20 protein-coding genes and 1 riboswitch are annotated in these 23306 nt (G+C 37.5%); of the genes, 14 read left to right on the top strand and 6 right to left on the bottom strand.

All coding sequences use genetic code 11. The features are described 5' to 3' along the window. Positions 1-2 precede the first annotated feature (2 nt). The 5 genes from SOM16_RS20675 to SOM16_RS20655 all read left to right on the top strand — a co-directional run bounded on the left by SOM16_RS20675 (position 3) and on the right by SOM16_RS20655 (position 6225). Positions 3-1571: a SusD/RagB family nutrient-binding outer membrane lipoprotein gene (locus SOM16_RS20675; protein WP_320465891.1), complete on the top strand. Its 1569-nt coding sequence runs from the start codon at positions 3-5 to the stop codon at positions 1569-1571. A 10-nt stretch (positions 1572-1581) separates the two neighbouring features. Further along, positions 1582-3087, top strand: a complete 1506-nt coding sequence (locus SOM16_RS20670) for a DUF5689 domain-containing protein (protein WP_320465890.1) — start codon at positions 1582-1584, stop codon at positions 3085-3087. Positions 3088-3148: 61 nt separating this feature from the next. Continuing rightward, the gene (locus SOM16_RS20665) at positions 3149-4558 is read left to right on the top strand and encodes a calcineurin-like phosphoesterase family protein (RefSeq protein ID WP_320465889.1); all 1410 of its coding nucleotides are present in this window, start codon (positions 3149-3151) and stop codon (positions 4556-4558) included. A gap of 37 nt (positions 4559-4595) precedes the next feature. Next, positions 4596-5501 (top strand): glycerophosphodiester phosphodiesterase family protein, encoded by a 906-nt coding sequence (locus SOM16_RS20660; RefSeq protein ID WP_320465888.1) that lies wholly within the window; start codon positions 4596-4598, stop codon positions 5499-5501. A gap of 31 nt (positions 5502-5532) precedes the next feature. Continuing rightward, complete coding sequence (locus SOM16_RS20655) at positions 5533-6225, top strand: GDSL-type esterase/lipase family protein (RefSeq protein WP_320465887.1); 693 nt, start codon at positions 5533-5535, stop codon at positions 6223-6225. A 162-nt stretch (positions 6226-6387) separates the two neighbouring features. Here the strand turns inward: SOM16_RS20655 and SOM16_RS20650 are convergent, their stop codons facing one another. Further along, a complete protein-coding gene (locus SOM16_RS20650) occupies positions 6388-6840 on the bottom strand; it encodes a hypothetical protein (protein WP_320465886.1) in 453 nt (150 codons plus the stop codon). A 76-nt stretch (positions 6841-6916) separates the two neighbouring features. Beyond that, positions 6917-7693 (bottom strand): XRE family transcriptional regulator, encoded by a 777-nt coding sequence (locus SOM16_RS20645; protein WP_320465885.1) that lies wholly within the window; start codon positions 7691-7693, stop codon positions 6917-6919. Positions 7694-7824: 131 nt separating this feature from the next. Between SOM16_RS20645 and SOM16_RS20640 the strand changes: the two genes are divergently transcribed. Beyond that, positions 7825-8175 (top strand): GIY-YIG nuclease family protein, encoded by a 351-nt coding sequence (locus SOM16_RS20640; protein ID WP_320465884.1) that lies wholly within the window; start codon positions 7825-7827, stop codon positions 8173-8175. Positions 8176-8240: 65 nt separating this feature from the next. Here SOM16_RS20640 and bla read toward each other — a convergent pair whose 3' ends face one another. From bla to SOM16_RS20625, 3 genes are all read right to left on the bottom strand, one after another. Further along, positions 8241-9098, bottom strand: a complete 858-nt coding sequence (gene bla, locus SOM16_RS20635) for a subclass B3 metallo-beta-lactamase (protein ID WP_320465883.1) — start codon at positions 9096-9098, stop codon at positions 8241-8243. Positions 9099-9156: 58 nt separating this feature from the next. Further along, on the bottom strand, positions 9157-12330 hold the full coding sequence (locus tag SOM16_RS20630) for a peptidase MA family metallohydrolase (RefSeq protein WP_320465882.1): 3174 nt from the start codon (positions 12328-12330) through the stop codon (positions 9157-9159). Positions 12331-12471: 141 nt separating this feature from the next. After that, positions 12472-14919, bottom strand: a complete 2448-nt coding sequence (locus SOM16_RS20625; RefSeq protein WP_320465881.1) for a transglycosylase domain-containing protein — start codon at positions 14917-14919, stop codon at positions 12472-12474. A 143-nt stretch (positions 14920-15062) separates the two neighbouring features. Between SOM16_RS20625 and SOM16_RS20620 the strand changes: the two genes are divergently transcribed. From SOM16_RS20620 to SOM16_RS20585, 8 genes are all read left to right on the top strand, one after another. Then, positions 15063-15941 (top strand): polyphosphate kinase 2 family protein, encoded by an 879-nt coding sequence (locus SOM16_RS20620; protein WP_320465880.1) that lies wholly within the window; start codon positions 15063-15065, stop codon positions 15939-15941. Between the two features lie 253 nt (positions 15942-16194). After that, a riboswitch (cobalamin riboswitch) is annotated at positions 16195-16388 on the top strand. A gap of 97 nt (positions 16389-16485) precedes the next feature. Further along, positions 16486-18366, top strand: coding sequence for a TonB-dependent receptor plug domain-containing protein (locus SOM16_RS20615; RefSeq protein ID WP_320465879.1), 1881 nt, complete (start codon positions 16486-16488; stop codon positions 18364-18366). A gap of 39 nt (positions 18367-18405) precedes the next feature. Next, positions 18406-19005: a DUF6580 family putative transport protein gene (locus SOM16_RS20610; RefSeq protein ID WP_320465878.1), complete on the top strand. Its 600-nt coding sequence runs from the start codon at positions 18406-18408 to the stop codon at positions 19003-19005. Between the two features lie 146 nt (positions 19006-19151). Further along, a complete protein-coding gene (locus SOM16_RS20605) occupies positions 19152-20093 on the top strand; it encodes an ABC transporter substrate-binding protein (RefSeq protein ID WP_320465877.1) in 942 nt (313 codons plus the stop codon). Between the two features lie 9 nt (positions 20094-20102). Continuing rightward, positions 20103-20786, top strand: a complete 684-nt coding sequence (locus SOM16_RS20600) for an SIR2 family NAD-dependent protein deacylase (RefSeq protein ID WP_320465876.1) — start codon at positions 20103-20105, stop codon at positions 20784-20786. Further along, positions 20779-21501, top strand: coding sequence for a diphthine--ammonia ligase (locus SOM16_RS20595; RefSeq protein WP_320465875.1), 723 nt, complete (start codon positions 20779-20781; stop codon positions 21499-21501). The genes SOM16_RS20600 and SOM16_RS20595 overlap by 8 nt, the downstream gene beginning before the upstream one ends. Before the next feature lie 126 nt (positions 21502-21627). Beyond that, positions 21628-22143, top strand: a complete 516-nt coding sequence (locus SOM16_RS20590; protein ID WP_320465874.1) for a YMGG-like glycine zipper-containing protein — start codon at positions 21628-21630, stop codon at positions 22141-22143. Positions 22144-22227: 84 nt separating this feature from the next. Then, a complete protein-coding gene (locus tag SOM16_RS20585; RefSeq protein WP_320465873.1) occupies positions 22228-22563 on the top strand; it encodes a Dabb family protein in 336 nt (111 codons plus the stop codon). Between the two features lie 490 nt (positions 22564-23053). On the opposite strand, the gene SOM16_RS20580 is transcribed toward SOM16_RS20585, so the two are convergent. After that, the gene (locus SOM16_RS20580; protein WP_320465872.1) at positions 23054-23305 is read right to left on the bottom strand and encodes a hypothetical protein; all 252 of its coding nucleotides are present in this window, start codon (positions 23303-23305) and stop codon (positions 23054-23056) included. Between the last annotated feature and the right edge of the window lies 1 nt (position 23306).

The raw sequence follows: 23306 nt of genomic DNA, 5'->3' as shown, positions 1-23306 counted from the left end.
AAATGAAAACAAGAAATAAAATAACAAGCTATTTGTTTATCGCGCTACTTTGTTTATCGGCTTTCTCTTGTAAAAAAGATTTTAATGAAGTCAATACAGATCCGATTGGCCGTTCTAATACCACTGCAGGCCAGTTACTTGCGCCTGCTTTGGTAAACGTGCTCTCTACAAATATGTCCAGGAATCGAAGTTTTAACAACGAGTTAATGCAGGTTACAGTAGATATCAGTGATGCTGAAGGTAAAGTGTTCCGTTACGATGTCCGTCGGAACTGGGCAGATTATACCTGGAACAATTGGTATATCGAATTAACCAACTTACGGGATATTTACAACATCGCGAATCAGCCAGAATCTTTAAATGCATCTTACAAAGGCATTTCTTTGATTACTCAAGCCTGGGTATTTCAGTTGCTTACTGATGTTTATGGGGATGTTCCATACTTCGATGCCAATAAAGGAAAAGACGGAATTATCGAGCCTGCTTTTGATAAACAAAAGGATATTTACGTTGATCTTTTAGCGAAGCTGGAAGAAGCGAATAAATTATTAGCGGAGGGAAAAGCGATTACTACTTCTTCCGATCCAGTCTATCAGGGCGATATTAGCAAGTGGCGCAGGTTTGGTAACTCACTATATTTGAGGTTGTTGCTTCGTATTTCTGGCAAATCGGAGATGAGTGCACAAGTAATTGCTAAGATCAAAGAAATAGCAGAAACGAACAAAGCCAATTATCCAATTATGGAAAATAATGCGCACACGGCAAAAATTTTATGGAATGGCACCAATAGCAGTACGGCCGTTTATTCCTCACCATTTATGATTGGCGTACGGGCCGTCGATTTCAGAACGCCTGCCATTACCGACTTCTTTCTGGGTAACCTTACGGCTTGGGCAGACCCACGTGTGAATCCGCAGTTGGGTAAAAACAACGTTAGCAGATTTGGAATTGCACCAGGACCCGATGGCTATGTTGGTGTACCTAGCGGATATGATGCTGGTAACTCAGTAAAGAAACAATCGTATTTTTATTCTGATGCCACGAATGCACCTTATACTTTACAGACTGATCGTTTTACAGGAATTATCATGAATTGTGCTGAGGTAGATTTTATATTGGCTGAAGCTGCAGCAAAAGGCTGGATCAGTGGGACCGGAGAAACCTATTACTTAAAAGGAATTGCAGATGCTGTAAATTACTGGATGCCAGAGCGCTTTACAGGTGCCAGTGATCCGGAGGTAATTAGTTATGTAAATGCAGCAGATATAGCCTGGAGCAATGCTCTGCCTTTAGATAACATCACCAGGAATGCACCAAGTAAAATGCAACTGATTCAAATTCAAAAATATTATGCATTATTTTTAGTCGACTTTCAACAGTGGCTTGAATATCGACGAACAAAACATCCTTTTCTACAGACTGGAACTGGCTTTGCCAATGGCGGTCAGATGCCTGCCAGACTGAATTATCCATTGGTTACACAATCTACAAACCCAACCGCTTATCGTAATGCGGTTGCTGCTCAGGGTGCTGATGATATTAATACACTTGTCTGGTGGCAAAAACCTTAACCGAGAATTTATGAAACACATCATATTATACATCGCTACCATATTTATTTTAGGTAGCACTTTATGGAGCTGCAAGCGCGAAAGCGATTATGTAGTCGTAAATCCGAGTCCATTTATTGCAAATTTTGATCTGCGCAAACTTTATAAAAATGCAGATGTACAACTAAACACTTCCAACATGGCGGGAGCCAATAGCATCAGAGGTGTGGTTATTTCCGATCAGTCGAATGGAAATGTTCCAGCCGGATTACTGATTCTTCAAAATAGTAGAATTACAGGAAGTGGAATTGATTCGTTAAGGGGTATCGCCATTAATATTGGTTCAGAATCTGTCAAGTATGTTCCGGGTGATTCCGTTCATATCAAGATAGAGGGAAGTACACTGAAGCGTGAGAATGGAATTCTTCAGCTTGCCGGAGTAAATGCAGGCGAAGTTAAAAAGATAGCTTCAGGTAAAAGTATTAAGGTACAGGCGGTAAATGCAGGAACACTCAATAGCCGTCCGGATTTTTATGAAAGTACACTGGTTACAATTAGTAAGGGTGTGGTAGAACCAGAACCTGTAATAGGAGAGGTTTTCGTGGGTGATAAAATGATTAACGATGGTTTTGGGAAGGTAGCAGTGCACACCGAAGCGAATGCCTCATTGGCAAAAGCCGCAATGGTTCCATTTGCTGATTTTACTGGAATCGCTTTTAGAACATCAAATGCAATACAGGTTTGGCCAAGATACCTGGATGATATTTTTGAACTTGACATCATTAAAGTTTCACCTTTGGTGGTTACAGGTTACTTGGTTGATCCAACAGGTGCTGATGGCAATTACGAATACATGCAATTTAAAGCAACAAAAGATATCAATTTTGCAGCTACACCAATGGCCATTGTAACCACTAATAATGCAGGAATTACGGCAGCACCAGTTTTGGGCTGGGCAATGGGTGGTGTAAGAACATACAAGTTTAATATCACATCCGGAACGGTTAAGAAAGGGCAGTTTTGTTATGTAGGTGGCAATAAAAATATCTGGGGTGCTGGTTCAACAAATATCAGTGCTGCTGTATGGATTAAGAGTATGCAATATGCCACCGTGAATGGCGATGGCTTCGGAACAGCAACTACCAACCTACTGGCTAACAGTGGAAACGTAGCCGGTATTGCCGTGTTCGAGGGCATAAATGTAACCGCTACTTCCGTTCCTTTAGATGTAGTGATGTTTGGCGGGGGCGGAAGCATCTATAGCGCTGGTCCACCAGAAGCGGGCTATCGCATTACCAATACAGATAAATACAGCGTTATTCAAAACAGAAAACGGGTGAGCTTCTATGGAGCGGGCACCAATACAAATAAGTTTACCTTCCCAGCTGCAACGAATTTCACTGTGCTGGGCGGCGTGTATGATGCCACAACTGGCCTATGGAGTACAGGTAGGATAGCCAGAGGTATTGAACTGAAAGCCAATTCACAGCTTTCCGAAATAGAACAAGCAATAGGTTTCACCACGCTGGTAAATTAATTAATCAATCAAGCTATCTTTAACGAGATGGCTTGATCATTTATTTCAACATTCAAAATTTATGAATAGAAGATCTTTTATCCAAAAAACAAGTTTATTAACCACAACACTATTCGTTAGCCTAAAATCTTTTCCTTCTTCGTTATTTTCAGTCGATGGGGTAGTGAGTGGATCGGTTACCAGCAAAGGTAAAGCAGTGGCTGGCGCAGTAATTTCTGATGGTTACCAGGTGGTACAAACCGATAAAACCGGTCATTATGAAATTAAATTACATGAGCTTGCCCGTTTCGTTTGGATCAGTACGCCATCTGGTTATGAATTTAAAACCGAAAGTAGCATCTCCAGACACTATTATAAACCAGATACTGCCGGAAAGTTAAACTTTGATCTTCAGCCATTAAAACAAAACGATTATAAGCATAACTTCATTATTTGGGCAGATCCCCAGGTAAAAAACAACAATGACGTGCAACAGATGATGGAAACTTCAGTTCCCGATACCAGGAAAACGGTTGAAGGAATGGGAAAAACACTGGTACACGGAATTGGAGTCGGAGACTTAGTGTGGGATAATTTTGATTTATTTCCTGCTTATGATGAGGCAATTGCAAAAATCGGCATTCCTTTCTTTCAGGCACTCGGAAACCATGACCAGGATTACAGACAAGGTGGTGATGATACTTCTGACAGAACCTTCCAGGCACATTACGGCCCCACATATTATTCGTTTAACCGTGGTAAAGCACATTATGTTGTTTTAGATGACGTACGCTATTTGGGAACCGAAAGAAATTATGATGGATACATCACCCCAACACAACTGGATTGGCTTACCAAAGATTTGCAGTTTGTAAAGAAAGATGCACTACTGATTATTTGTCTGCATATCCCGGTGCATAATTCGGTAAAAAACAATGATGATTTTTATGCCGTAATTAAAGATTTTAAAAACGTTCACATCATGTCTGGCCATACACACTTTAATAAAAATGTGATCAAAAATGGTGTCTACGAACACAATCATGGAACCGTTTGTGGTGGTTGGTGGACAGGTCCGATTTGTGAGGATGGAACACCACGTGGTTATGGAGTTTATGAAGTTGATGGAACAAATCTAAAATGGTACTATAAATCAACTGGCAGAGATAGAAAAGATCAGCTGTCGGTTTATGTAGAAACCTTAACAAATCAGAAACGTGTAATTGCTAATGTGTGGAATTATGATCCCGAATGGAAGGTAGAATATTTTCTGGATGGCAAAGCGATGGGCACTTTAGCACAGCAAGATGGCTTTGATCCGTTAGCCGTTAAGTTATATAGAGGCGACAAACTGCCAAATCCAAGACCTTTTGTTGAGGCAAGATCAACGGAACACCTCTTCATGGCACATTTTGAGCCTACAGTAAAAAAGGTGAGGGTAGTGGCAACCGATCGTTTCGGCGAAAAGTTCACCACAGAAATAGATGCTTAATTTATCCCATTGCTAAATAAAATATAACCCTACAAAGATGAAATCAAGCTTATCTGCAATATTAATTACTACTGCTTCCTTAATGGCAATAAATTCTTACGGGCAAAAGAATATTGAGTTTCCTGCATTCAGTGCTGAAGCACATCGTGGTGGGAGAGGTTTAGTACCAGAAAATACGATCTTGGCCATGATCAACACCCTGAATATAAAAGGCATTACCACCCTGGAAATGGATACGCATATTACAAAAGATGGGCAAGTGGTAGTTACTCATGATGACTATTTAAGTCCTGCCTTTATGCTTACACCTGAAGGAAAAGAAATCCCTGAGGCAGATGCAAAGAGATATCCGGTATTTGGGATGAACTATGCGGAGTTAAAAAATTTTGATCTTGGAACTAAATATTTTGAGGCATTTCCAACGCAACGAAAAGTAAAAAGCTACATTCCCTTACTTGCAGACCTAATTGATTCTGTTCAACACGATATCAAGAAAAACAAACGGGAGCAGGTTTTCTATAATATTGAAACCAAGTGCAGTCCGCAGGGCGATGGCGTAACCAATCCAACACCCGAAATTTTTGTTAAGCTGTTGAGGGAGGTAATTAAAAAGAAGAAAATTGTTCCTTTCGTAGTCATTCAGTCATTTGACAAACGTACGATTCAGCTGATCCATAAAAATTATCCACAGATAAAGACCTCTTACCTGGTCGCCAATAAGAAATCTTACGAGGAAAATATTGCAGATTTAGGTTATAAACCATTTATTCTAAGTCCGGTTTGGCAAATGGTAAATGCGGAACTTGTAAGTAAGGCACATGCAGATGGTGTTAAAGTTATTCCGTGGACTGCCAATAAACTGGAAGATATCCAAAAACTAAAAGCTTTAAATGTAGATGGAATAATTTCTGATTACCCGGATATTTTAGTTCAGGCAAAATAATTATGTTTGAAGAATATAACTGAATCAACCCATGAAAATATCTTCTTTTTCCAAATGCCTGATCGCATTTAATTTTTTACTCCTCTCTATTACTGCAGTAAACGCACAAACAGTACAGTGGGATAGCACCTATCGGCCTGGTAAATATGTAGAGTTGGTAAAGAAGTTTAAAGATGATCCTAAATCGAAAAGGGATATTGTGTTTCTAGGTAATAGCATTACAGCAGGAACGGACTGGGCGAAGTTGCTGGATTTACCGCAAGCGAAAAATCGTGGCATCTCTGGCGACATCACTTTTGGTGTTTTAGATAGGCTTCAGGATGTAATTGACGGAAAACCATCAAAAGTTTTCATTCTGATCGGGATCAATGATATTTCCAGAAATATTCCAGACAGCATAATTTTAAGAAATTATAAACAAATGATTGCCAGGATTAGAAAGGGATCTAAGAAAACGCAAATCTATTTTAATACGTTATTGCCTGTGAATAGTGCTTTTGAGAAATTCAAAAACCACTATGGAAAGGATGACCATATTCTTTATTTAAATGACGAGATCAGAAAGTTCAGTGCGAAGAACATTACAGTAGTTGATATTTATCCAGTCTTCACCGATAAGGATAAGCACTTACGAGCGGAGTTGACTAAAGATGGTTTACACTTAATCCCGGCCGGATATGAAGTTTGGTCTGCTTTTTTAAAGAAAAGTGGTTATTTGAACTAATTTATTTGGTGTTAATCTTCCATCTAAATCGCAGCTGCGCAGAAACATATTATCATCTGCGGTGCTTTGATTAACCAATTAAGACGTAAGGTTAAATACTACAAAAAAATGCCCCGAAAAATCGGGGCATTTTTATATTATCGAATATTGTATTAGAATTTATTAACCTTTAACGGGTGGGGTTGGAGCTTCTGGCCCTTTACCTTTTCTTTCACCATGACGCATTCCTCTGTGCATTTTACCACCTTTTTCTCTCGCTTCAGCACGGAAAGCCTCCATTTTTGTTTTTTGCTCTGCTGTTAAAATACCGTCAATTTTAGCTTTTTGTTTATCCAGCACCACTTTGCGTTCATCCATTTTTCCTTTTCTGGCCCCTTCTTCGGCTTTTCTCCAGGTTTCCATGTTTTTAGCATTTTCCAATTCAACTGCATAAATTTTCTTTTTCTGGTCTGCAGTTAAGTTCAACTCTTTCTCTAACCTGGAAGTTGCTTTTTCTGCACGTTGTTCTGCAGTTAACTTAGGCATTTGTTTTCTTGCTCTTCTGGTACTGTCTTGTGCGAACGCAGCTGTAAAACCCATTACAGCTATTGCGATTGTTAAAATTGCTTTTTTCATGTCCTTATTATTTATGTGTTTGTATAATAGAGATGAAATGCATCAAACAGTTTAATTGGGTATCCGTTAAAAAGTGTTAATTTTTGTTAAGTTGCGAAATTGACTTTTGCATCTGCGACATCATTTGCGTTAAGGTTTCCATTGTAGGGTCTGGTGTTGGCTCTGGTAAAGATGTAGAAATATAAGCTTTAGCACGCCAGATTTCCAGTATATCATCAGCAGCAATAGTATATGGATCGTATACCTTGTTATCAGATATCAACTTTAAATCTTTATTTTCTTTGAAGCGATTTCCGGCACGTTTATAAACCACACCTTCGTTCTTGCTGATCACGATATAAGTTTCTCCAGTTTTTACTTCATTCCAATTATCTAAATACTCGCCAATAATAACGCTTCCAGGTTGAACTGGTAACATACTATCACCCATAATTTCGAAAGCCCTGAAAGTACCCTGACGCAATGCAGCCAAAGGCAACTGGAATTTAGGAAGATCACTGATATATTGAGGATCAGAAAAGCCATTCAAATAACCAGCACTGGCCTTAACCGGTACCAGTTCTATATTCTCCCGATCGTTCTGATCTACTGAAATACTTAATACCCTTAAGTTAGAACCCGAGCTTTTAGGCTTAGGTTTCCAGCTGTCACTTATCTTCTCATTGATGAACTCATCAATGGTTAATTCGAAATACTCTGCTATTTTTTTTAGCAAATCGTATTTCGGTTCTGCTCTGTCTTCTTCATAAGCACCGATAAGTGATCTCTTGATTTCCATAATATCAGCGAAATTCTGCTGTGTATGGCCTTTTTTCTTTCTGAGATACTTTAAATTATTTGAAATATTCGACATAAAAATAAAGTTTAAAATAAATTTGGAATTACTAAAATAGTTAGTAATTTTATGCTCATAAAGTTAGTAATATTATTTTGATTTGCAAGAAGGCATACTAAATAGTTTAGTTTAATTAAAATTTAAAGATCATGAAAAAATTTGTTTACATCGTTACCGACAGAAATCGCACAAGCATGCATGTAGGCATGAGTTCTGATTTAATTAAAACATTAGATTTCTATAAGCAAATGCCAAATTTGTTTTTCGATAACGGGCAGCAATTAACGCGTTTAGTATACTTTGAAGAATTTAAAAGTGAAGCGCAGGCATTGGCTCGTTTTAAAATTATCAGCAGGTTTACCAGAATGCAGAAAGAACGTTTGGTTCGTTCTTGTAACCCAGATTGGATTGATCTTACTATTGGATTGGATTTCGAAAATATCCTGTTGCACAGAAATATCACCAATCAGATTAATCTGGCCTTTACAAGTTTATCCTAATTAAGTTGGCGTAGTAAGAAATGGATTTATACCTGCAGTTAGAGGATAATGAATAATATGATATCTTATTCCTTAACTTTTTCTAAGAATGCATTTTTTAATGCTGTAATATTATTAAGGTATTCTTGTTTATCCATAAAAACCTTTGGGTTATAAGCTGCGCCCGGCTTACGTTTTTGATGAAGATTAAATTGGTTGGCATGTGATGCAAGCCATATATCAAAGTTAATTTTTTGCATCGCTGCAAATGTTTGATTGTAGTCTTCCTGAATAGTTGGGTAATCTTTTACAACTGAAAACTTCCTATCGGTAATTACTGAAGGTAAGTTTGCGATCAAAACGCGATAAGTGGCGTTTCCATCTTTCGTATTAAAGATAAAACTGCAAGATCCCTTTGTATGTCCTGGGTGGTTAAGCATTGTCAAAGTTGTGTTGCCTAATTTTATTTTGCCATTATCTTTAAGCAGATAGTCTGGCGTAATGGGTTTGAAACTTATACCAAACTTTCCTAATTCGTAATCAGATTGGCCACCGGTTTTAAGTTCATTAGCATCGTCTTCATTAACGTACAGTTTCGCACCTGTTTCTCTTTTAATATCAGCCATTGCACCTAAGTGATCAAAGTGCGCTTGAGTTAAAAGTAATATTTTTATTGATTTATAGTCGAAACCCAACGCCTTGATGTTGTCCTTTATTATGGGAAGAGAATTGGCTAATCCAGTATTAATTAAAATATTGCCTTTATCAGTAACGATTAAATATGATGCTAAATCATAAGTGCCTACATAATACAGGTTACCTGCAATTCTAAAAGGCTCAGTTTTTTCAGACCAGTCTTTCGGGTTATTTGCAGGTTCAGTAACATCCTGAGCGAGGGCCAATAACCTAAAAGATAATAATATCAGGAAAAAAATATTTTTCATAATGCAAAATTGCCTGCTACGTTGAAATAAAATCTGCTAAGCAGTAAAATAAAATCCGTTACCAGCCTGGTGCAAATGTTAATCCAAATACACCGGTTTTAACATCTTTCCGTTGAAAAGGAATGGCATAATATGGCTCTAAAACAAAGTAACCAAAAATATTAACCCTTAACGAGATCCCTACACTCATTACCGGAACACGTTCTGTAGTCGATTGGAAGGTGAGTTGTTTACCCTGACTATCTAAAACCGGATTGCCATTGTTATCCCTTAATATTTCTGTAATATAAGTAGGTTCGCTTTTAAATTTAACCTGCGTATCATTTGTCCATGCCAAACCAGCATCGAAGAATAAATTCAAATCACTAAATAAGAATTTAGATGGAATTGCAGCTAGTTTTTTAGGGCCGGTAAATGGCAATCTCAATTCAAAATTAAAAACTGCAATTTTACTTCCTGTTAATTGGTTGATATCAAAAGACTCTGAAGATTGCGCTGAAGTTGTTTTATAAATAGAATTTGATTCATAACCTCTAACTAAATAGGGGTAACCCACATACATCGGATAAAGTCGATCAGCATCATCACCAATTCTTAAGGTGTTGTAAGTTCTTGCTGCTATGGTAACAGGCTTTAATCTCCAGTACTTTCTTAAATCTGCAGTTACGCCCGAAAAGTTGTAGGTACCAAAATATTTTTCTGCACTCACGCGATATCTAAAACCATCCAGCGGACCTGTTAAACCAAAAATGGAATTGTCTCCAACAAATCCTGCATTCAATTGATAAAGCGTAAATGAATTAAACGGAACACCGTAATCCTGTGTAGCTACTTCATTGGAAATACGCTTACGGTCCGAGCCGATAAAATTGCCAGCCGAATTATAGTAATTGCTATATCTATCTACCCTATAACTATAACGGGAGAATGCACCACCTAATTCAAAACGATGTATTTTACTGAAGGGATAGGCTCCAAACAATTGCACCTGATCTTCGAAAGTTCTAATGATATCTGTATTCTGAGATAAAGCATCAATAGTTGTATTGTTGTCTGCAGGAAGTTTTTCAAAGCTTGTTGAATTGAAACCTGATACATAAGGAATATGAGAAATGGCAGCTCCCCAGTTGATCCGGCTTTTTTGATTGATATAACCAACTAAACCTCCTGCATCGTAGATTTCACCATTTACAGAAATATTAGCGATGATTTGATTAGTACCCAAAATATCACTAAACATTCCTACAATACCGCCAGAAACTCCGGTTCCGAAACGGCTCGAAGACACGCCAACGCCACTATTTGCTAAATAATCTAATCTGAACTTCGGTTTATAAGCAACTGTTTTTAAAGAATCGGCAACTACCTTCTCAAATCGGTCAAAATTATTCAGGTTAGAATTAACAATGTTTACACCAATATTTTCCATAGGAGGGAGGATTGCTGCATCAAAGTTTTCATCCTGATTTCCTATTCTCGTTGGTTTGAAACTACTTAGCTTTGCATTATATAAGGTATAACGTTGATAACGATAATAACTGTAAACGATTTCATCCGTAGTAGATACAGAAATTGCAGGAGAAAATTCAGTGATACCACTAATTCCTGTAAAATAATCTGTTAACTGGTCTACTGTATTGTCGGTAAAGTTGTATTTATAAAGATTTCTGAATCCATCTCTGTTTGATAAGAAATAAATATTCTGACTGTTCCCCGAAAATTGTGCATTTAAATTATTCGCTCCGGGAAACACATTTAAATTGCTTACTGTATTTTTTTCAATATCGTAAATGGCTAAGTTAATCGGATTTACGACGTTAATATTATTGGCCTGGATAGCTGCACGATCAGAAGAGAAAACAATCTTTTTTCCATCAGGAGAATAATTAGGTGCATAATCTGAGTAAATATCGTTAGTAATTTGAGTAACCTTTTTAGAATCCAGGTTATAATAAAAAATATCACTTTGTCCTTCTACCATTCCAGAAAACGCAATGTCTTTTCCGTTCGGCGACCAGGTCAGATTACCAAACTGTTGTACCTGTTCCATCGCGGTTTGAGAAACTGTTGTTCCGTTTGATACATTGATAATCATCATTTGGTTTCGCCCATGACTAAAAATACTAAAGGCAAATTGCTTGCTATCCGGCGACCAGGCCCCGGCAGATTCGATAAAGTTGAAATCATCAATGTGACCATTGCTGATCTGGCTGCTTAATTTTCGAATAATCCTACCCGATTTAGCATCTGCCAGAAAAAGATCAATACCAAACAAATCTTTTTCAGACATGAAGGCCAAGTATTTTCCATCCGGACTTAAAGCAGGGGCAACATTCATGTTTCCTGCATTTTTGTCATCTACAATTTTGGTTCCTGTAATTTTAGTTTGAGAACTGTCTGCCTTTAACATTGGCTTGTAATGCGCATCAATGGAGTTCTTCCATAAACCAGATAGTGTTTTATCATCATACCCAAAAGTGTACCTGATGGCATTTTCATAGCCATATTTGGCCGTATTCTTAAATAATGGAACAATGGTTGTATCTCCATATTGAGAACCTATATAAGTCCAGAATGCCTGACCATAACGATAAGGAAAGTATTTATTTGAGTTGGTTAAGTCTTTCAGTGATGGAATATCCCTGTTCAGCATCGCATCACGCATCCACATAGAAGTAAAGGCATCTTTTTTACCTATTGAAAGATATTCGGCCATTCCCTCTACCATCCACAATGGCGTTTGCCCTACATTTTCCATACTGATGGAATCTTTTTCCAACAGCGTATGGTATTGAAAGGCGTGAACCAACTCATGGCCAAGTACATGTCTGGTTTGGCTGTTCAGTTCCATGATAGGCATAATTACCCGGTTCTTTAATGCTTCAGTTACACCGCCGGTACCAATTCCTATTTCACCTTGCAAAGCGGTAGTTTGCTGAAAATCCGGATGATTATTATAAAGAATAATTGGGTTTTTCTTTAAAAAAGTATCTCTAAACACCTCCTGATGCATCTTATACCAGGTTTCAGCCTCCTGAGAAAACTTTTTTAACAATGCTTCATTTTTCAGGTAATAGTAAATTTCAAAATGTGGCGTTTGCAACACTTTGAAATCCATTTTCTTGTATCGTACTTTATTTTGTCCGAAATATTGTGCCTGTGCTGAAAACGAAATAGCAAAGAGGATTAAAAGTGGAAGGTAACTCCTAATTAAAGTAGAGCCTTTTTTCATATGTTTGGTTTATAGTATGATGTCGTAAAATCCAGGAGATTAATCGAAAATTGGAGTAAAACTAATAATTGTTTTGTGCAATTTTCAGAATTTAACATTTCAAAAATCGCTCAAAACAATCCATATTCTCTTCAGTAATATTTAGTTATTCTCGTTATTTTTCTTATCTCTTTCTTCCTGACGTTGCTTTCTGCGCAATTCTCTTTCTTCCTTTCGGGTTAGCGGAATTGTAGTTGCAGGTTGGTTTTGAACCGGGTCTTGTTTCTTTTCATCCTTCTTCACCTCTTGTTCAGCTGGCGTTACCGGGCTAGCAGGATCAACCGTTTCAGGCACATCAAACTGTGTAGAGTCTACAGCAGTGGTATCTACTGACGTGGTGTCGCGAACATACTGCGGACTAGGGCAGTTGTAGCTTCTGGTAATTTCTACAGTCGCTTTTGGGAAAGGTCCGTAAGAATAACCTGTTGATGGATCCAGATAGACCTTTTCCATAAACTTAGCAAAAATAGGGAGGGCCGTTCTGGAGCCTTCTCCTTGTTCACCGTTTTTAAAGTGTGCCGTTCTTTCATCACAACCCACCCAAACCCCGGTTACCAGGTCTTTGGTTAATCCCATATACCAGGCATCAACATAATCGGAAGAGGTTCCGGTTTTGCCACCAATCTGGTTATTCTTTTTAAATAAATTTGGCCATTCCCATAAAGCTTGCGACGTTCCTCTTGGCTCTTCCATACCTCCACGGAACATGTAAGTCATTAACCAGGCAATTTCTTCAGTTAGTACACGCTTTGTTTTCGGCTTAAACTCATCAATGATATTATTATCCTGATCGGTAATTTTCTCAACTAAAATCGGATCTGTTTTAATGCCCTTGTTCATAAAGGTGCTGTATGCCTTAACCATTTCGTAGACGGTTACATCATTTGAACCTAAGCTTACCGATGGCACAGACTCCAAATGGCTATCAATCCCGCATTCATGTGCATATTTAACTACATTATCCCAGCCCACCTTTTCAGTAACCTGCGCAGTGATGGTATTCACGGATCTTGCCATTGCCCAACGCAAACTCATTTCCTGATAGGTAATATTATAATCAGCATTTTTAGGCTCCCAGTATTTAGTTTCGCCTTTATCCTGATATTTAATTCTTACGGGTTTGTCTGTAAATTTATCACAAGGACTCATTCCCTGTTCCAAAGCAGTTAAATAAGCAAATGGTTTGAAAGTTGATCCAGCCTGGCGTTTTGACTGATTAACGTGGTCATATTTAAAAAACTTATGGTCAATGCCACCTACCCAAACCTTTATTTTTCCACTTGCCGGCTCCATGGTCATCATTCCAGTGTTCATGATCTTACCATAATAACGAATGGAATCAAGTGTTGAAAAGGAAGTGTCGCGAGCGCCTTTATAGGTGAAAATTTTCATCCTTTTCTTCTTGTTGAAATAAGCTTCGACAGAATCAGGCTGATTCGGAAATTTCTTCATCAGCATTGCATAGACTGATAAATTTTTCATCGCCCTTTCCGGATAGTTTACCTTATTTTTTTCTGAATCATACCATGGATCTTCATTTCCCCAAACACTATAAAATCTACGTTGTAAGGTCTTCATTTGTTCAGCTACGGCTTCTTCGGCATATTTTTGAAGTTTTGAATCTATGGTAGTATAAATTTTCAATCCATCTTCATAAAGATCGTAGCCATTATCAAGGCACCACTTTTCCAAATACTTCGCTACAGCTGCCCTTAGGTACGAATCACCGTCGCTTCCATCTTCCAACTCACCTTCTTTAAGCTTAATTGGTTCTTTAGAAAGGGCAGCTAAACTATCATTACTTAAATATTTGTATTTGTTCATCTGCCTTAACACTACATTTCTCCGTTCGAGTGCCCGTTCCGGATTTTTAGTAGGATTATACATGGTAGTACCTTTTAGCATACCAACAAGCATTGCGGCATCTGTAATACTTAATGCATTTGCATCTTTATCAAAATACACTCTGCTGGCCGTTTTAATACCATAAGCGTTATTTCCGAAAGAAACAGTATTCAAATACATGGTAATGATATCATTCTTTGAATAATGTGACTCAAGCTTAGCCGCTGTTAACCACTCCTTTAACTTGAATATTACTGTTCTGATCAGCGGAATTTTTGCCAAAAGTCCCTGAGATTTATTATACCTGGTTCGATATAAGTTTTTTGCCAATTGCTGGGTAATGGTACTTGCTCCACCTTTTTCACCCATTCCAATAATTGCACGACCAACAGCTTGAGCATCTACTCCCCAATGTTTGTAAAAACGAACATCTTCCGTAGCTACTAATGCATTTATAACACTCGGAGAAATTTCTTCAAAATTTACAGGCGTTCTATTCTCCTTAAAGTATCGTCCAATTAGCTTACCATCCGAGGTGTAGAGCTCGGAGCCAACCCTTAATGTTGGCATTTTGATGTCGTGCGTACTTGGCGAATAACCAAAGAGCCATAGAAAATTAAGTTGAAGTGCGGAAAAGAAAATTATTATGAAGAATAAAAATATTATTGAATAACGTAAGTACTTGTTTTTTATCTCTTTAAACATATTGGCTAAAATGAACTTTTGGTAAATGCTGAAGCGTTAAATATAAAAAACTCTATATGCAAATTAACGTTTTTAATTTACTTATTTTTTAGTTATATATTTAAAATATTGATTCACAGAATTATCTAAAACGATGCATAAGTATGAAGAACGAATTTAAAGGGCTAATTGTACAGGGAGATAAAAAATTTTCTTTGAAAAATTTTGAAACTGACTTTACCGGAACCTATAATAAAGAAAAGGCCAAAGATGAATTAATTAAGACAAAAATTGAGATCAGTCACCTGCAGGAAAAGTTATATGCAGCTGGCAAACACTCCGTTTTGATTATTTTTCAGGCGATGGATGCAGCAGGTAAGGATAGTGCTATTGCACATATTATGAATGGGTTAAATCCCCAGGGTTGCCAGGTATTTAGTTTTAAAGTGCCTACAGTGAAAGAGTACGAACATGATTTTCTTTGGCGTCATTACCTGGCGCTACCGGAACGGGGAAGAATTGGAATTCATAACCGTTCGCATTATGAAAATGTATTGGCCTGCAAAGTTCACCCAGAATATATTCTAAATGAAAACATTCCTCATATTAATGACGTAAAAAAAGTAAATAAGGATTTTTGGAAACAACGTTATGAAAGCATTCGTAATTTTGAATCACATTTATGCGCAAATGGAACCGTAATTTTAAAATTCTTTCTAAATGTTGGCCTTGATGAGCAAAAAAAGCGCTTTCTTGAGCGGATCGAAGATCCTACTAAAAATTGGAAATTTTCATCCGGCGACATTAAAGAGAGGGCGCATTGGGATAAATATATGAGCGCTTATCAGGATGCCATCAATGAAACCAGCACTGAGGCTTCTCCCTGGCACGTGATCCCTGCAGATAAAAAATGGTATGCCCGGTTAGCCATCAGTGAAATAATTTTAGAACGACTCAAAAAGCTCCATCTTGATTTCCCAACAGTGGCAGATGAGGAGAAATCAAAACTGGAAGAAACAAAAACTATATTATTGGCAGAATAGGGTAAATATGCAACCCGATATTAACTGTAGACCTAAGAAGTTTGTCTACCCATCATCCAGCTAAACTTCGCAAGCAGAGCTACTAACTTTCGATTCTCAAAGACCTTGCGTGCGGAGAGACTTCGACAGTTTTAAAAATGAACAAAACCTTAAGAGACTTACGAAGTTCCCAACGTGCAAAAGCCGTTTAAACTTCGTAAGTCGAAGGAACCAAACTATACGGTTAAATATTTTACCAATAGCTTTATTTTACTACTTTTGCAGCGCTTTTGGTTTCCGGTGCATTTCGTACCGGAATTAAAAGGGAATGCAGTGTAATTCTGCAACTGTCCCGCAGCTGTAAGCTCTATAACGATTTTTTAATCTGTGCCACTGTTAATAATATTTGATGGGAAGGCTTAAAAATCGGGAGTAAGTCAGAAGACCTGCCACCAGCATATAATTTCATAGCTTTCGGGGATTGAAGCTAGGATTGGAGTACTTAACGGTTTCGTATTTTCATTTCCTTTTCTATCTGTTGGCTGTGGGCAAAACTCACAATCAAATGAACAAAAAAAAACTAATTATTGCGGCAGGCATTGGCTTGGTGCAATTCGGTATTAGCCAAGCTAATGCGCAAGACTCATTACGACTTAAAGATGTAGTCATTTCGGCTACCAAAAACGATCAGAAACAATCACAAACGGGCAAGGTGGTGAGCATCATCAGTCGTGAAACATTAGATCGCAGTAATGGTAAATCCTTACCAGAATTAATCAGCGAACAGGCTGGTATCATCGTTGCAGGTTCAACCAGTAATCCAGGATTAAACAAATCGGTATTTTTTAGGGGTGCAGGCAGTGCTTATGCGGTAGTTTTAATTGATGGTATTGTTCAAAATGATCCATCAGGAAACGGCGGCGCATTCGACTTACGTTTATTTTCAATCGATCAGATCGATCACATTGAGATATTAAGAGGTGGCCAATCTACAATTTATGGTTCTGATGCAATTGCAGGAGTAATCAACATCGTTACTAAAAAAGGTGGTACTAAGGGAAATACCATTTTCGGTGTAGCCAGCGTAGGAAGTTATGAAACTTATAAGGGTACTATTGGCTTAAATGGTGCAGTAGATGGTTTTACATACAATGTAAATTATACTCACCAAAAAAGTGATGGGATTTCGGAGGCTGGTCGTCCGGCAGGTAATAACACCGAATTCGATAAAGACGGTTATAAAACGGATGGAGTAAATGCAACATTCGGTATTCAGTTGGATAAACGCTTTTCAATTAATCCATTTGTACGTTATTATCGTGGAAATTATAAAATCGATGAAGGTGCTTTTGCTGATGGTTTACCTGCGAACAACACTACTTTAAAAAATTTTAGCGGAGGATTAAATACCAAATACGACTTTGGTTCCGGTAAAATAAACCTGAATTATAGTTATCAAAACACCTCAAACAATACACTGGGTAGTTTTAGTGGTTCACCTTATAATAGCATGGGCTCAGGAAGTATCAGTTTGATCGACTTATTTTATAATCAAAAGTTAGGTGAGAAATTAAATCTGTTGGCCGGAATTGAAAACCGCGAAATGCATTTAACTTCTGGCGCTAATCGCCCTGAAACTAATATTTTTGCTGCTTATGGATCACTATTCCTTCATGATCTGAGCATCTTCAACCTGGAAGTTGGTGGCCGTTACAATAAACATGAACAATATGGAGAAAATTATACTTACACAATCACGCCAAGCATTAACATCATTAAAGAAGTTAAATTGTTTGGAACGGTTTCTACAGCTTTCAAAATTCCAACACTTAATATGTTGTTCGGTCAATTTGGTGCTAATTTAGGGTTGAAGCCAGAAAAATCTCAAAATTATGAAGCAGGCGCAAACTTCAGCTTCGCTGAGAACAAATTCTCCTTACGTGTTGCAGGTTTCAAAAGAGATTTAACCGATGCCATCATTTATGATTTCGCCGCTGGTTATATTAATCAGGAAAGTCAGAAGGTAAAAGGTTTTGAAATTGAGCCAGCAATTAAGATCTGGAAACTAGACCTCAATGGTTATTACTCTTACGTAGAAGGAAATGAATACAATAGTGTAAATAATAAGGTAGAAGATTTTCTTTTCAGAAGACCTAAGCATGCTTTCGGCGTTACTGCTGGCATTCAGGCAACTTCCAACTTATATGTAAATGCGAATTATCGTTATTTCGGAACCCGTACTGATGGTAACTTCAATACCTATGTTATTGAAAACTTACCAGGATATAAATTGCTGAGCGCTTATGCAGAATATGCTTTAGCAAAAAGAAGAGTAAAAATCTTCTTCGATGCAAAAAATATCTTAAATGAAAAATATAGTGAAATTATAGGCTACAATACCTTAGGTTTCAACTTTAATACCGGGGTAACTTTTAATATCCGATAAGAAAATATAACTTTGTAATATAATAATTGTCGAAAAAGCATGTCTAATTTAAAATTTAATCCACGCAACGCTATCTTGTTATTGATGATACTAATCATTACGGCACTGCGTCTGTTAATCACCTTTAACTCTGATGCGCTTCAATTTGCTAACTTTTCCTCTATAGGAGCTGTTGCATTATTTGGTGGCGCTTATTTTAAGGATAATCTGAAAGCATTTGCCTTTCCATTATTAAGCTTATTTTTAAGTGATTTTATTTTGGCCAGCACCATTTTTAAAGAATACAGTAATGGATTCCTTTACGAAGGTTGGTATTGGACTTATATTGCTTTTGCATTAATGGTGTTGGTAGGTCGAATCTTATTGAATAAGATAAATGCAGTAACCTTATTGGGATCAACATTGGCTATTGTTTTTATCCATTGGATTGTAACTGATTTTGGTGTTTGGTTTAAAAATCCATCATACACACAAGATTTTGCAGGTTTCTGGTTATGCCTGGAAAGAGCGATTCCTTTCGAGGTAAGGTTCTTAGAAGGGACTTTATTATACGGCGTGATTCTTTTTGGTGCTTTTGAAATCTTAAAATCGAAGTTTCCGGTTTTAAAACTAAACAAGCTGCAAACGCAAGCCATATAATTTATACTTTATTAGTGATAAATCCTCTTTTGATTCAGTTCAAAAGAGGATTTTTTTTTATCTTTAACATTTAGTGATGCGAATTAAATCCATCACCAAAAAACTAAATCTTGAAATAATCAAGACGACAATCAAAATTCCAGCCCATGAAAGTTGTTTCCTTTTTACCTGCCGCCACGAAGATGATTTATGATATGGGCTTGCAAGAATACCTGCATGGTGTAACCTTCGAATGTCCGAAAGAAGCTGTCGATCAACCAAAGGTAGTTCGTTGCATCTTAGAAGGTAAAAATTATTCCAGTATTGAGATTGACCGAATTTTCTCGGCATCTAAAGCCCAGGGGAAAAGCTTATACTGGGTAGACGATGCGCTTTTAGAAAGTATTGCACCTGATATTGTATTTACGCAAGACATTTGCGAAGTCTGTAATATAGATACGGTATGTACGGAAACAGCGGTAATGAAACTCAGCAAACAGCCGACTTTGGTTCCATTATCCCCAAATAACTTGCAGGATGTTTACGAATGTGCGATCACTATAGCGAGAGCGCTGGGAAAGGAAGAAGTTGCACTTCATTATTTAGCAAACCTTCAACATACAACTGATACAATTCTAGATAGATTAAGGGCCAATAGAGCACCACTAAAGCGGGTAATGCTAATGGAGTGGATAGAACCTGTGTACAATTGTGGACATTGGATTCCATTTCAAATTGCTGCTGCAGGTGGGGTAGATATGCTTTCTAATCCTGGCGGAGATTCTATTGTAACACCCTGGGAAAAAATTATAAGATATAACCCTGAAGTGCTGGTAATTGCACCTTGTGGTTTTGATGTAAACCGAACGCGGGAGGAGATGAACTTAATTACTTCCAAAACAGGGTGGGATAACCTGGAAGCAGTAAAACAAAACCAGGTTTACCTGGCAGACTTTGATATGTTTACCCAGCCCAGTATTGGCACATTAGTAGAGGGAATAGAAGCACTGGCTTGTATGTTTCATCCGGATGTATTCGAGGCCAGTGGACATATCAGTAAAAAATTCATCAACTTTCATCACGAGGTATCAGTTCATCAATCTGTTTAGTCAATTGTTATGAAATTAGTTGTATTAACGGGGGCAGGGATTAGTGCAGAAAGCGGCCTAAGAACTTTTCGTGATTCAGACGGACTTTGGGAAGGGTATAATATTGAAGATGTAGCTACGCCAGAGGCCTGGGAACGAGATCCCGAATTGGTTCAGGAATTTTATAATGAGCGCCGAAGACAGGTTCTGGCATCACAACCAAATGCTGCTCATTTTGCTTTGGCAGAATTGGAAAGCGATTATCATGTTGAAATCATTACCCAAAATATTGATGATCTCCATGAAAGGGCAGGTTCTAAACACATCACGCATTTGCATGGCATCATTACCAAATCTCAATCAAATATTAAATCTAATTTAACCTATCCAATTTCAGGCCCAGAAATTAAACTCGGCGAATTATGCGAATTAGGTAGCCAGCTTCGTCCACATGTGGTATGGTTTGGAGAGGCAGTGCCAATGATTGAAGTTGCAGCGGAGATTTGTAGTCAGGCAGATTTATTTATTTTAATCGGAACTTCATTGGCAGTTTACCCGGCAGCGGGACTAATAGATTTTGTTCCATCTGCCACTACCAAATATATTATCGACCCAAGAACGCCCGATGTAAGGCGTTATAAAAATGTAATTTCGATAGAAAAAAATGCTGTGGATGGAATGAAGGTGCTAAAGACCATGTTGTTAAATGGATAAAAAGATCTGTATTTTTAACTGGAGTGGTGGTAAAGACAGTACACTTGCGCTGCATTACGTCCTTCAGGATCCTTCCATAGAAATTCGCTATCTCGTTACTACCGTTACTGAAAAATATAACCGTGTTTCGATGCATGGTGTGAGAGAGGCACTCTTAATTGCCCAGGCGGAAAGTATTGGGATTCCTTTGTATCAAATTCGCTTAGGAGAAATGCCAGATATGGAAACCTATGATCAATCAATGGCTTTCCACCTTAATCAGTTTAGAAGGGAAGGGATTACACATTCTATCTTCGGAGATATCTTTCTCGAAGACCTTCGTACCTATCGTGAAAACAAACTAAACGAAATTGGATTAAGTGCAATCTTTCCGCTATGGAAGAAAAATACAAGAGATTTAATCAACGAATTTTTAAGTCTGACCTATAAAACCATCATTGTTTGTACACAAAATGACCTGGAGACTTTCTGTGGAGAAGTAGTTTCCAGCACTTTAATTAATGCGCTTCCACCAAATATTGATCCCTGTGGAGAAAATGGCGAATTTCATACATTTGCTTTTGAAGGTCCAATCTTTCAAAATAAAATCCCTTTCACCATTGGAGAGAAAGTATTTAGAACTTATCCTAAACCAATATTAACAGACGACCAAGCTGATCCAGACCAGGTTGCAGCCAGCGTTTATGGCTTCTGGTATGTCGATTTAGTTCCATAAATAACACGGATGAAATTTTTGGCATCATTTTTTCTTAACTACCGATAATTAACTAAAACACACAAGTAAATGAAACCTGCTCGTATGGTTAGGATACCAAAGTAGATTCATTAAAAGAAAAACGTTATGAAAAAGATATTTGTAGTAATCGCATTAAGTTCAGTGATGTTTGCTTGTAACAATAAAGCAAAAGAAGAAGCAGCACTAAAACAAAAAGAAGCCGAGAAACAGTTGGCAGTAAAAGCAGTAAAAGATAGTTTACGTTTAGATAGTTTCAAAAGAGCTGAAGTGGCAAAAGTTGAAGCGGAAAAAGAAGCTAAACACCAAGAAGAATTAGCAGCTGCGAGAGCCGCAGGAGCAAGGTCATCAAGATCAACCAGATCTTATGCAAGTTCTGGTAGCAGTTCAGGCGGAAGTTCTAGCTCATATGGTGGAACACAACCAACAGCTAAGAAAAAAGGCTGGAGCGATGCAGCTAAAGGTTCAGTTATTGGTGGTGCAGCCGGTGCAGTAGGTGGTGCATTAATTGATAAGAAAAAAGGTAGAGGTGCCATTATTGGTGGTTTAGTTGGAGCTGGTGGCGGTTATTTAATCGGTAGAGGTGAAGATAGAAAATCAGGTCGTGTGCAACCTAAAAACTAAATAGCATAAGAGTTTCTAAAGCGGTTATTTTTAATAGCCGCTTTTTTTTTGTCTATTTTTTTTAACTTGGAATAAAAAAATAGAATGTCAGAAAATCAACTCCCTACAGAAGGACAGATACAACATTTTGTAATGTTCTGGTTAAAGCCACAGTTAACGAAAGCTGAAGTGGCAAATTTTAAGAATTTTTTCGAACACCTGAAGCCAATTAAATATATTAAAACTTTAAATTACGGCTTAGCAGCGAATACCCCTACGCGGCCGGTTACGGATAACTCCTTTACCTATTCACTTACCATTACCTTCGATAATATTACTGATCACAATGCTTATCAGGAAGACAAGACACATTTGGATGCTGTTGAAAAATTCTCTGATAATTGGTATAGAGTAGTGGTTCATGATACCGTAATCTCTTAACATTGCCAACCTATATTCAATAGTACATGATCAGAAATATATATCATTAACTCCCGAAATTCTTAAGCACCTATGCGGAAGAATTTCGGGAGTTCTGGTAACAGTACGCTAAAACCTCCAAAGTGATTTCCACAACAAAGGCTACCAAAATTTTGCAGCTTAATCTTCATTCAAGAAATTAGACAGCTCTTTACAGTTGTCAAAATTTGTTTAAAATAAATATGGTTACTAAAACCTCTTGGGTATTCAAAACCCACGAGGTTTTTACTTAAATAGCCAAAACTATCATTTATTTGGCAGAAAAGTACTTCAGAATAATATTTTTTTGTACGTTAATATTATTTGTAAATCAGCTACTTAACCCAATCTTAATAAAGTAAAACATCATAAACCCGGTTAAGTTGAAGGAAAAATGGCATGATTTCGCAGAATTAAATTTTGCATCAACATATATCTTTTTAAAGATCAGTTAGTTATACTAATTTATAAACTAAAACTGGTGTCTTTTGTACGCAGCAGTAAAATCGCTTCGCATCACTTTGAAACGCTCAATTACGGTGGCAATAAATGCTTCATCTAAGATTTCAAATACATCATTTACACCTCCTCCACTTAGATCCAGTTCTGCTAATTTGTAACTTTGCTCGAAGGTTCCCTGCTCAAATTTTACAATATACTTTTGGTTCATTGAGAAAATGGTAATCTTACATTCGGGATGTGGTAACTCTGCTATAACTCTCATG

Origin of the sequence: Pedobacter sp. CFBP9032 (assembly GCF_034045265.1) — a bacterium.
Taxonomy (GTDB): domain Bacteria; phylum Bacteroidota; class Bacteroidia; order Sphingobacteriales; family Sphingobacteriaceae; genus Pedobacter.
This window is presented reverse-complemented; position numbering and strand designations above follow the sequence as displayed.

Excerpts from the sequence above, each read along its gene's own strand:
- SOM16_RS20650 (WP_320465886.1), bottom strand. The coding sequence starts at position 6,840 with ATGAAAAAAGCAATTTTAACAATCGCAATAGCTGTAATGGGTTTTACA.
- SOM16_RS20590 (WP_320465874.1), top strand. The coding sequence starts at position 21,628 with ATGAAAAAGATATTTGTAGTAATCGCATTAAGTTCAGTGATGTTTGCT.
- SOM16_RS20625 (WP_320465881.1), bottom strand. The coding sequence starts at position 14,919 with ATGTTTAAAGAGATAAAAAACAAGTACTTACGTTATTCAATAATATTT.
- SOM16_RS20665 (WP_320465889.1), top strand. The coding sequence starts at position 3,149 with ATGAATAGAAGATCTTTTATCCAAAAAACAAGTTTATTAACCACAACA.
- SOM16_RS20660 (WP_320465888.1), top strand. The coding sequence starts at position 4,596 with ATGAAATCAAGCTTATCTGCAATATTAATTACTACTGCTTCCTTAATG.
- SOM16_RS20630 (WP_320465882.1), bottom strand. The coding sequence starts at position 12,330 with ATGAAAAAAGGCTCTACTTTAATTAGGAGTTACCTTCCACTTTTAATC.
- SOM16_RS20675 (WP_320465891.1), top strand. The coding sequence starts at position 3 with ATGAAAACAAGAAATAAAATAACAAGCTATTTGTTTATCGCGCTACTT.
- SOM16_RS20620 (WP_320465880.1), top strand. The coding sequence starts at position 15,063 with ATGAAGAACGAATTTAAAGGGCTAATTGTACAGGGAGATAAAAAATTT.
- SOM16_RS20670 (WP_320465890.1), top strand. The coding sequence starts at position 1,582 with ATGAAACACATCATATTATACATCGCTACCATATTTATTTTAGGTAGC.
- SOM16_RS20605 (WP_320465877.1), top strand. The coding sequence starts at position 19,152 with ATGAAAGTTGTTTCCTTTTTACCTGCCGCCACGAAGATGATTTATGAT.
- SOM16_RS20645 (WP_320465885.1), bottom strand. The coding sequence starts at position 7,693 with ATGTCGAATATTTCAAATAATTTAAAGTATCTCAGAAAGAAAAAAGGC.
- SOM16_RS20600 (WP_320465876.1), top strand. The coding sequence starts at position 20,103 with ATGAAATTAGTTGTATTAACGGGGGCAGGGATTAGTGCAGAAAGCGGC.
- SOM16_RS20615 (WP_320465879.1), top strand. The coding sequence starts at position 16,486 with ATGAACAAAAAAAAACTAATTATTGCGGCAGGCATTGGCTTGGTGCAA.
- SOM16_RS20580 (WP_320465872.1), bottom strand. The coding sequence starts at position 23,305 with ATGAGAGTTATAGCAGAGTTACCACATCCCGAATGTAAGATTACCATT.
- SOM16_RS20610 (WP_320465878.1), top strand. The coding sequence starts at position 18,406 with ATGTCTAATTTAAAATTTAATCCACGCAACGCTATCTTGTTATTGATG.
- SOM16_RS20595 (WP_320465875.1), top strand. The coding sequence starts at position 20,779 with ATGGATAAAAAGATCTGTATTTTTAACTGGAGTGGTGGTAAAGACAGT.
- SOM16_RS20585 (WP_320465873.1), top strand. The coding sequence starts at position 22,228 with ATGTCAGAAAATCAACTCCCTACAGAAGGACAGATACAACATTTTGTA.
- bla (WP_320465883.1), bottom strand. The coding sequence starts at position 9,098 with ATGAAAAATATTTTTTTCCTGATATTATTATCTTTTAGGTTATTGGCC.
- SOM16_RS20655 (WP_320465887.1), top strand. The coding sequence starts at position 5,533 with ATGAAAATATCTTCTTTTTCCAAATGCCTGATCGCATTTAATTTTTTA.
- SOM16_RS20640 (WP_320465884.1), top strand. The coding sequence starts at position 7,825 with ATGAAAAAATTTGTTTACATCGTTACCGACAGAAATCGCACAAGCATG.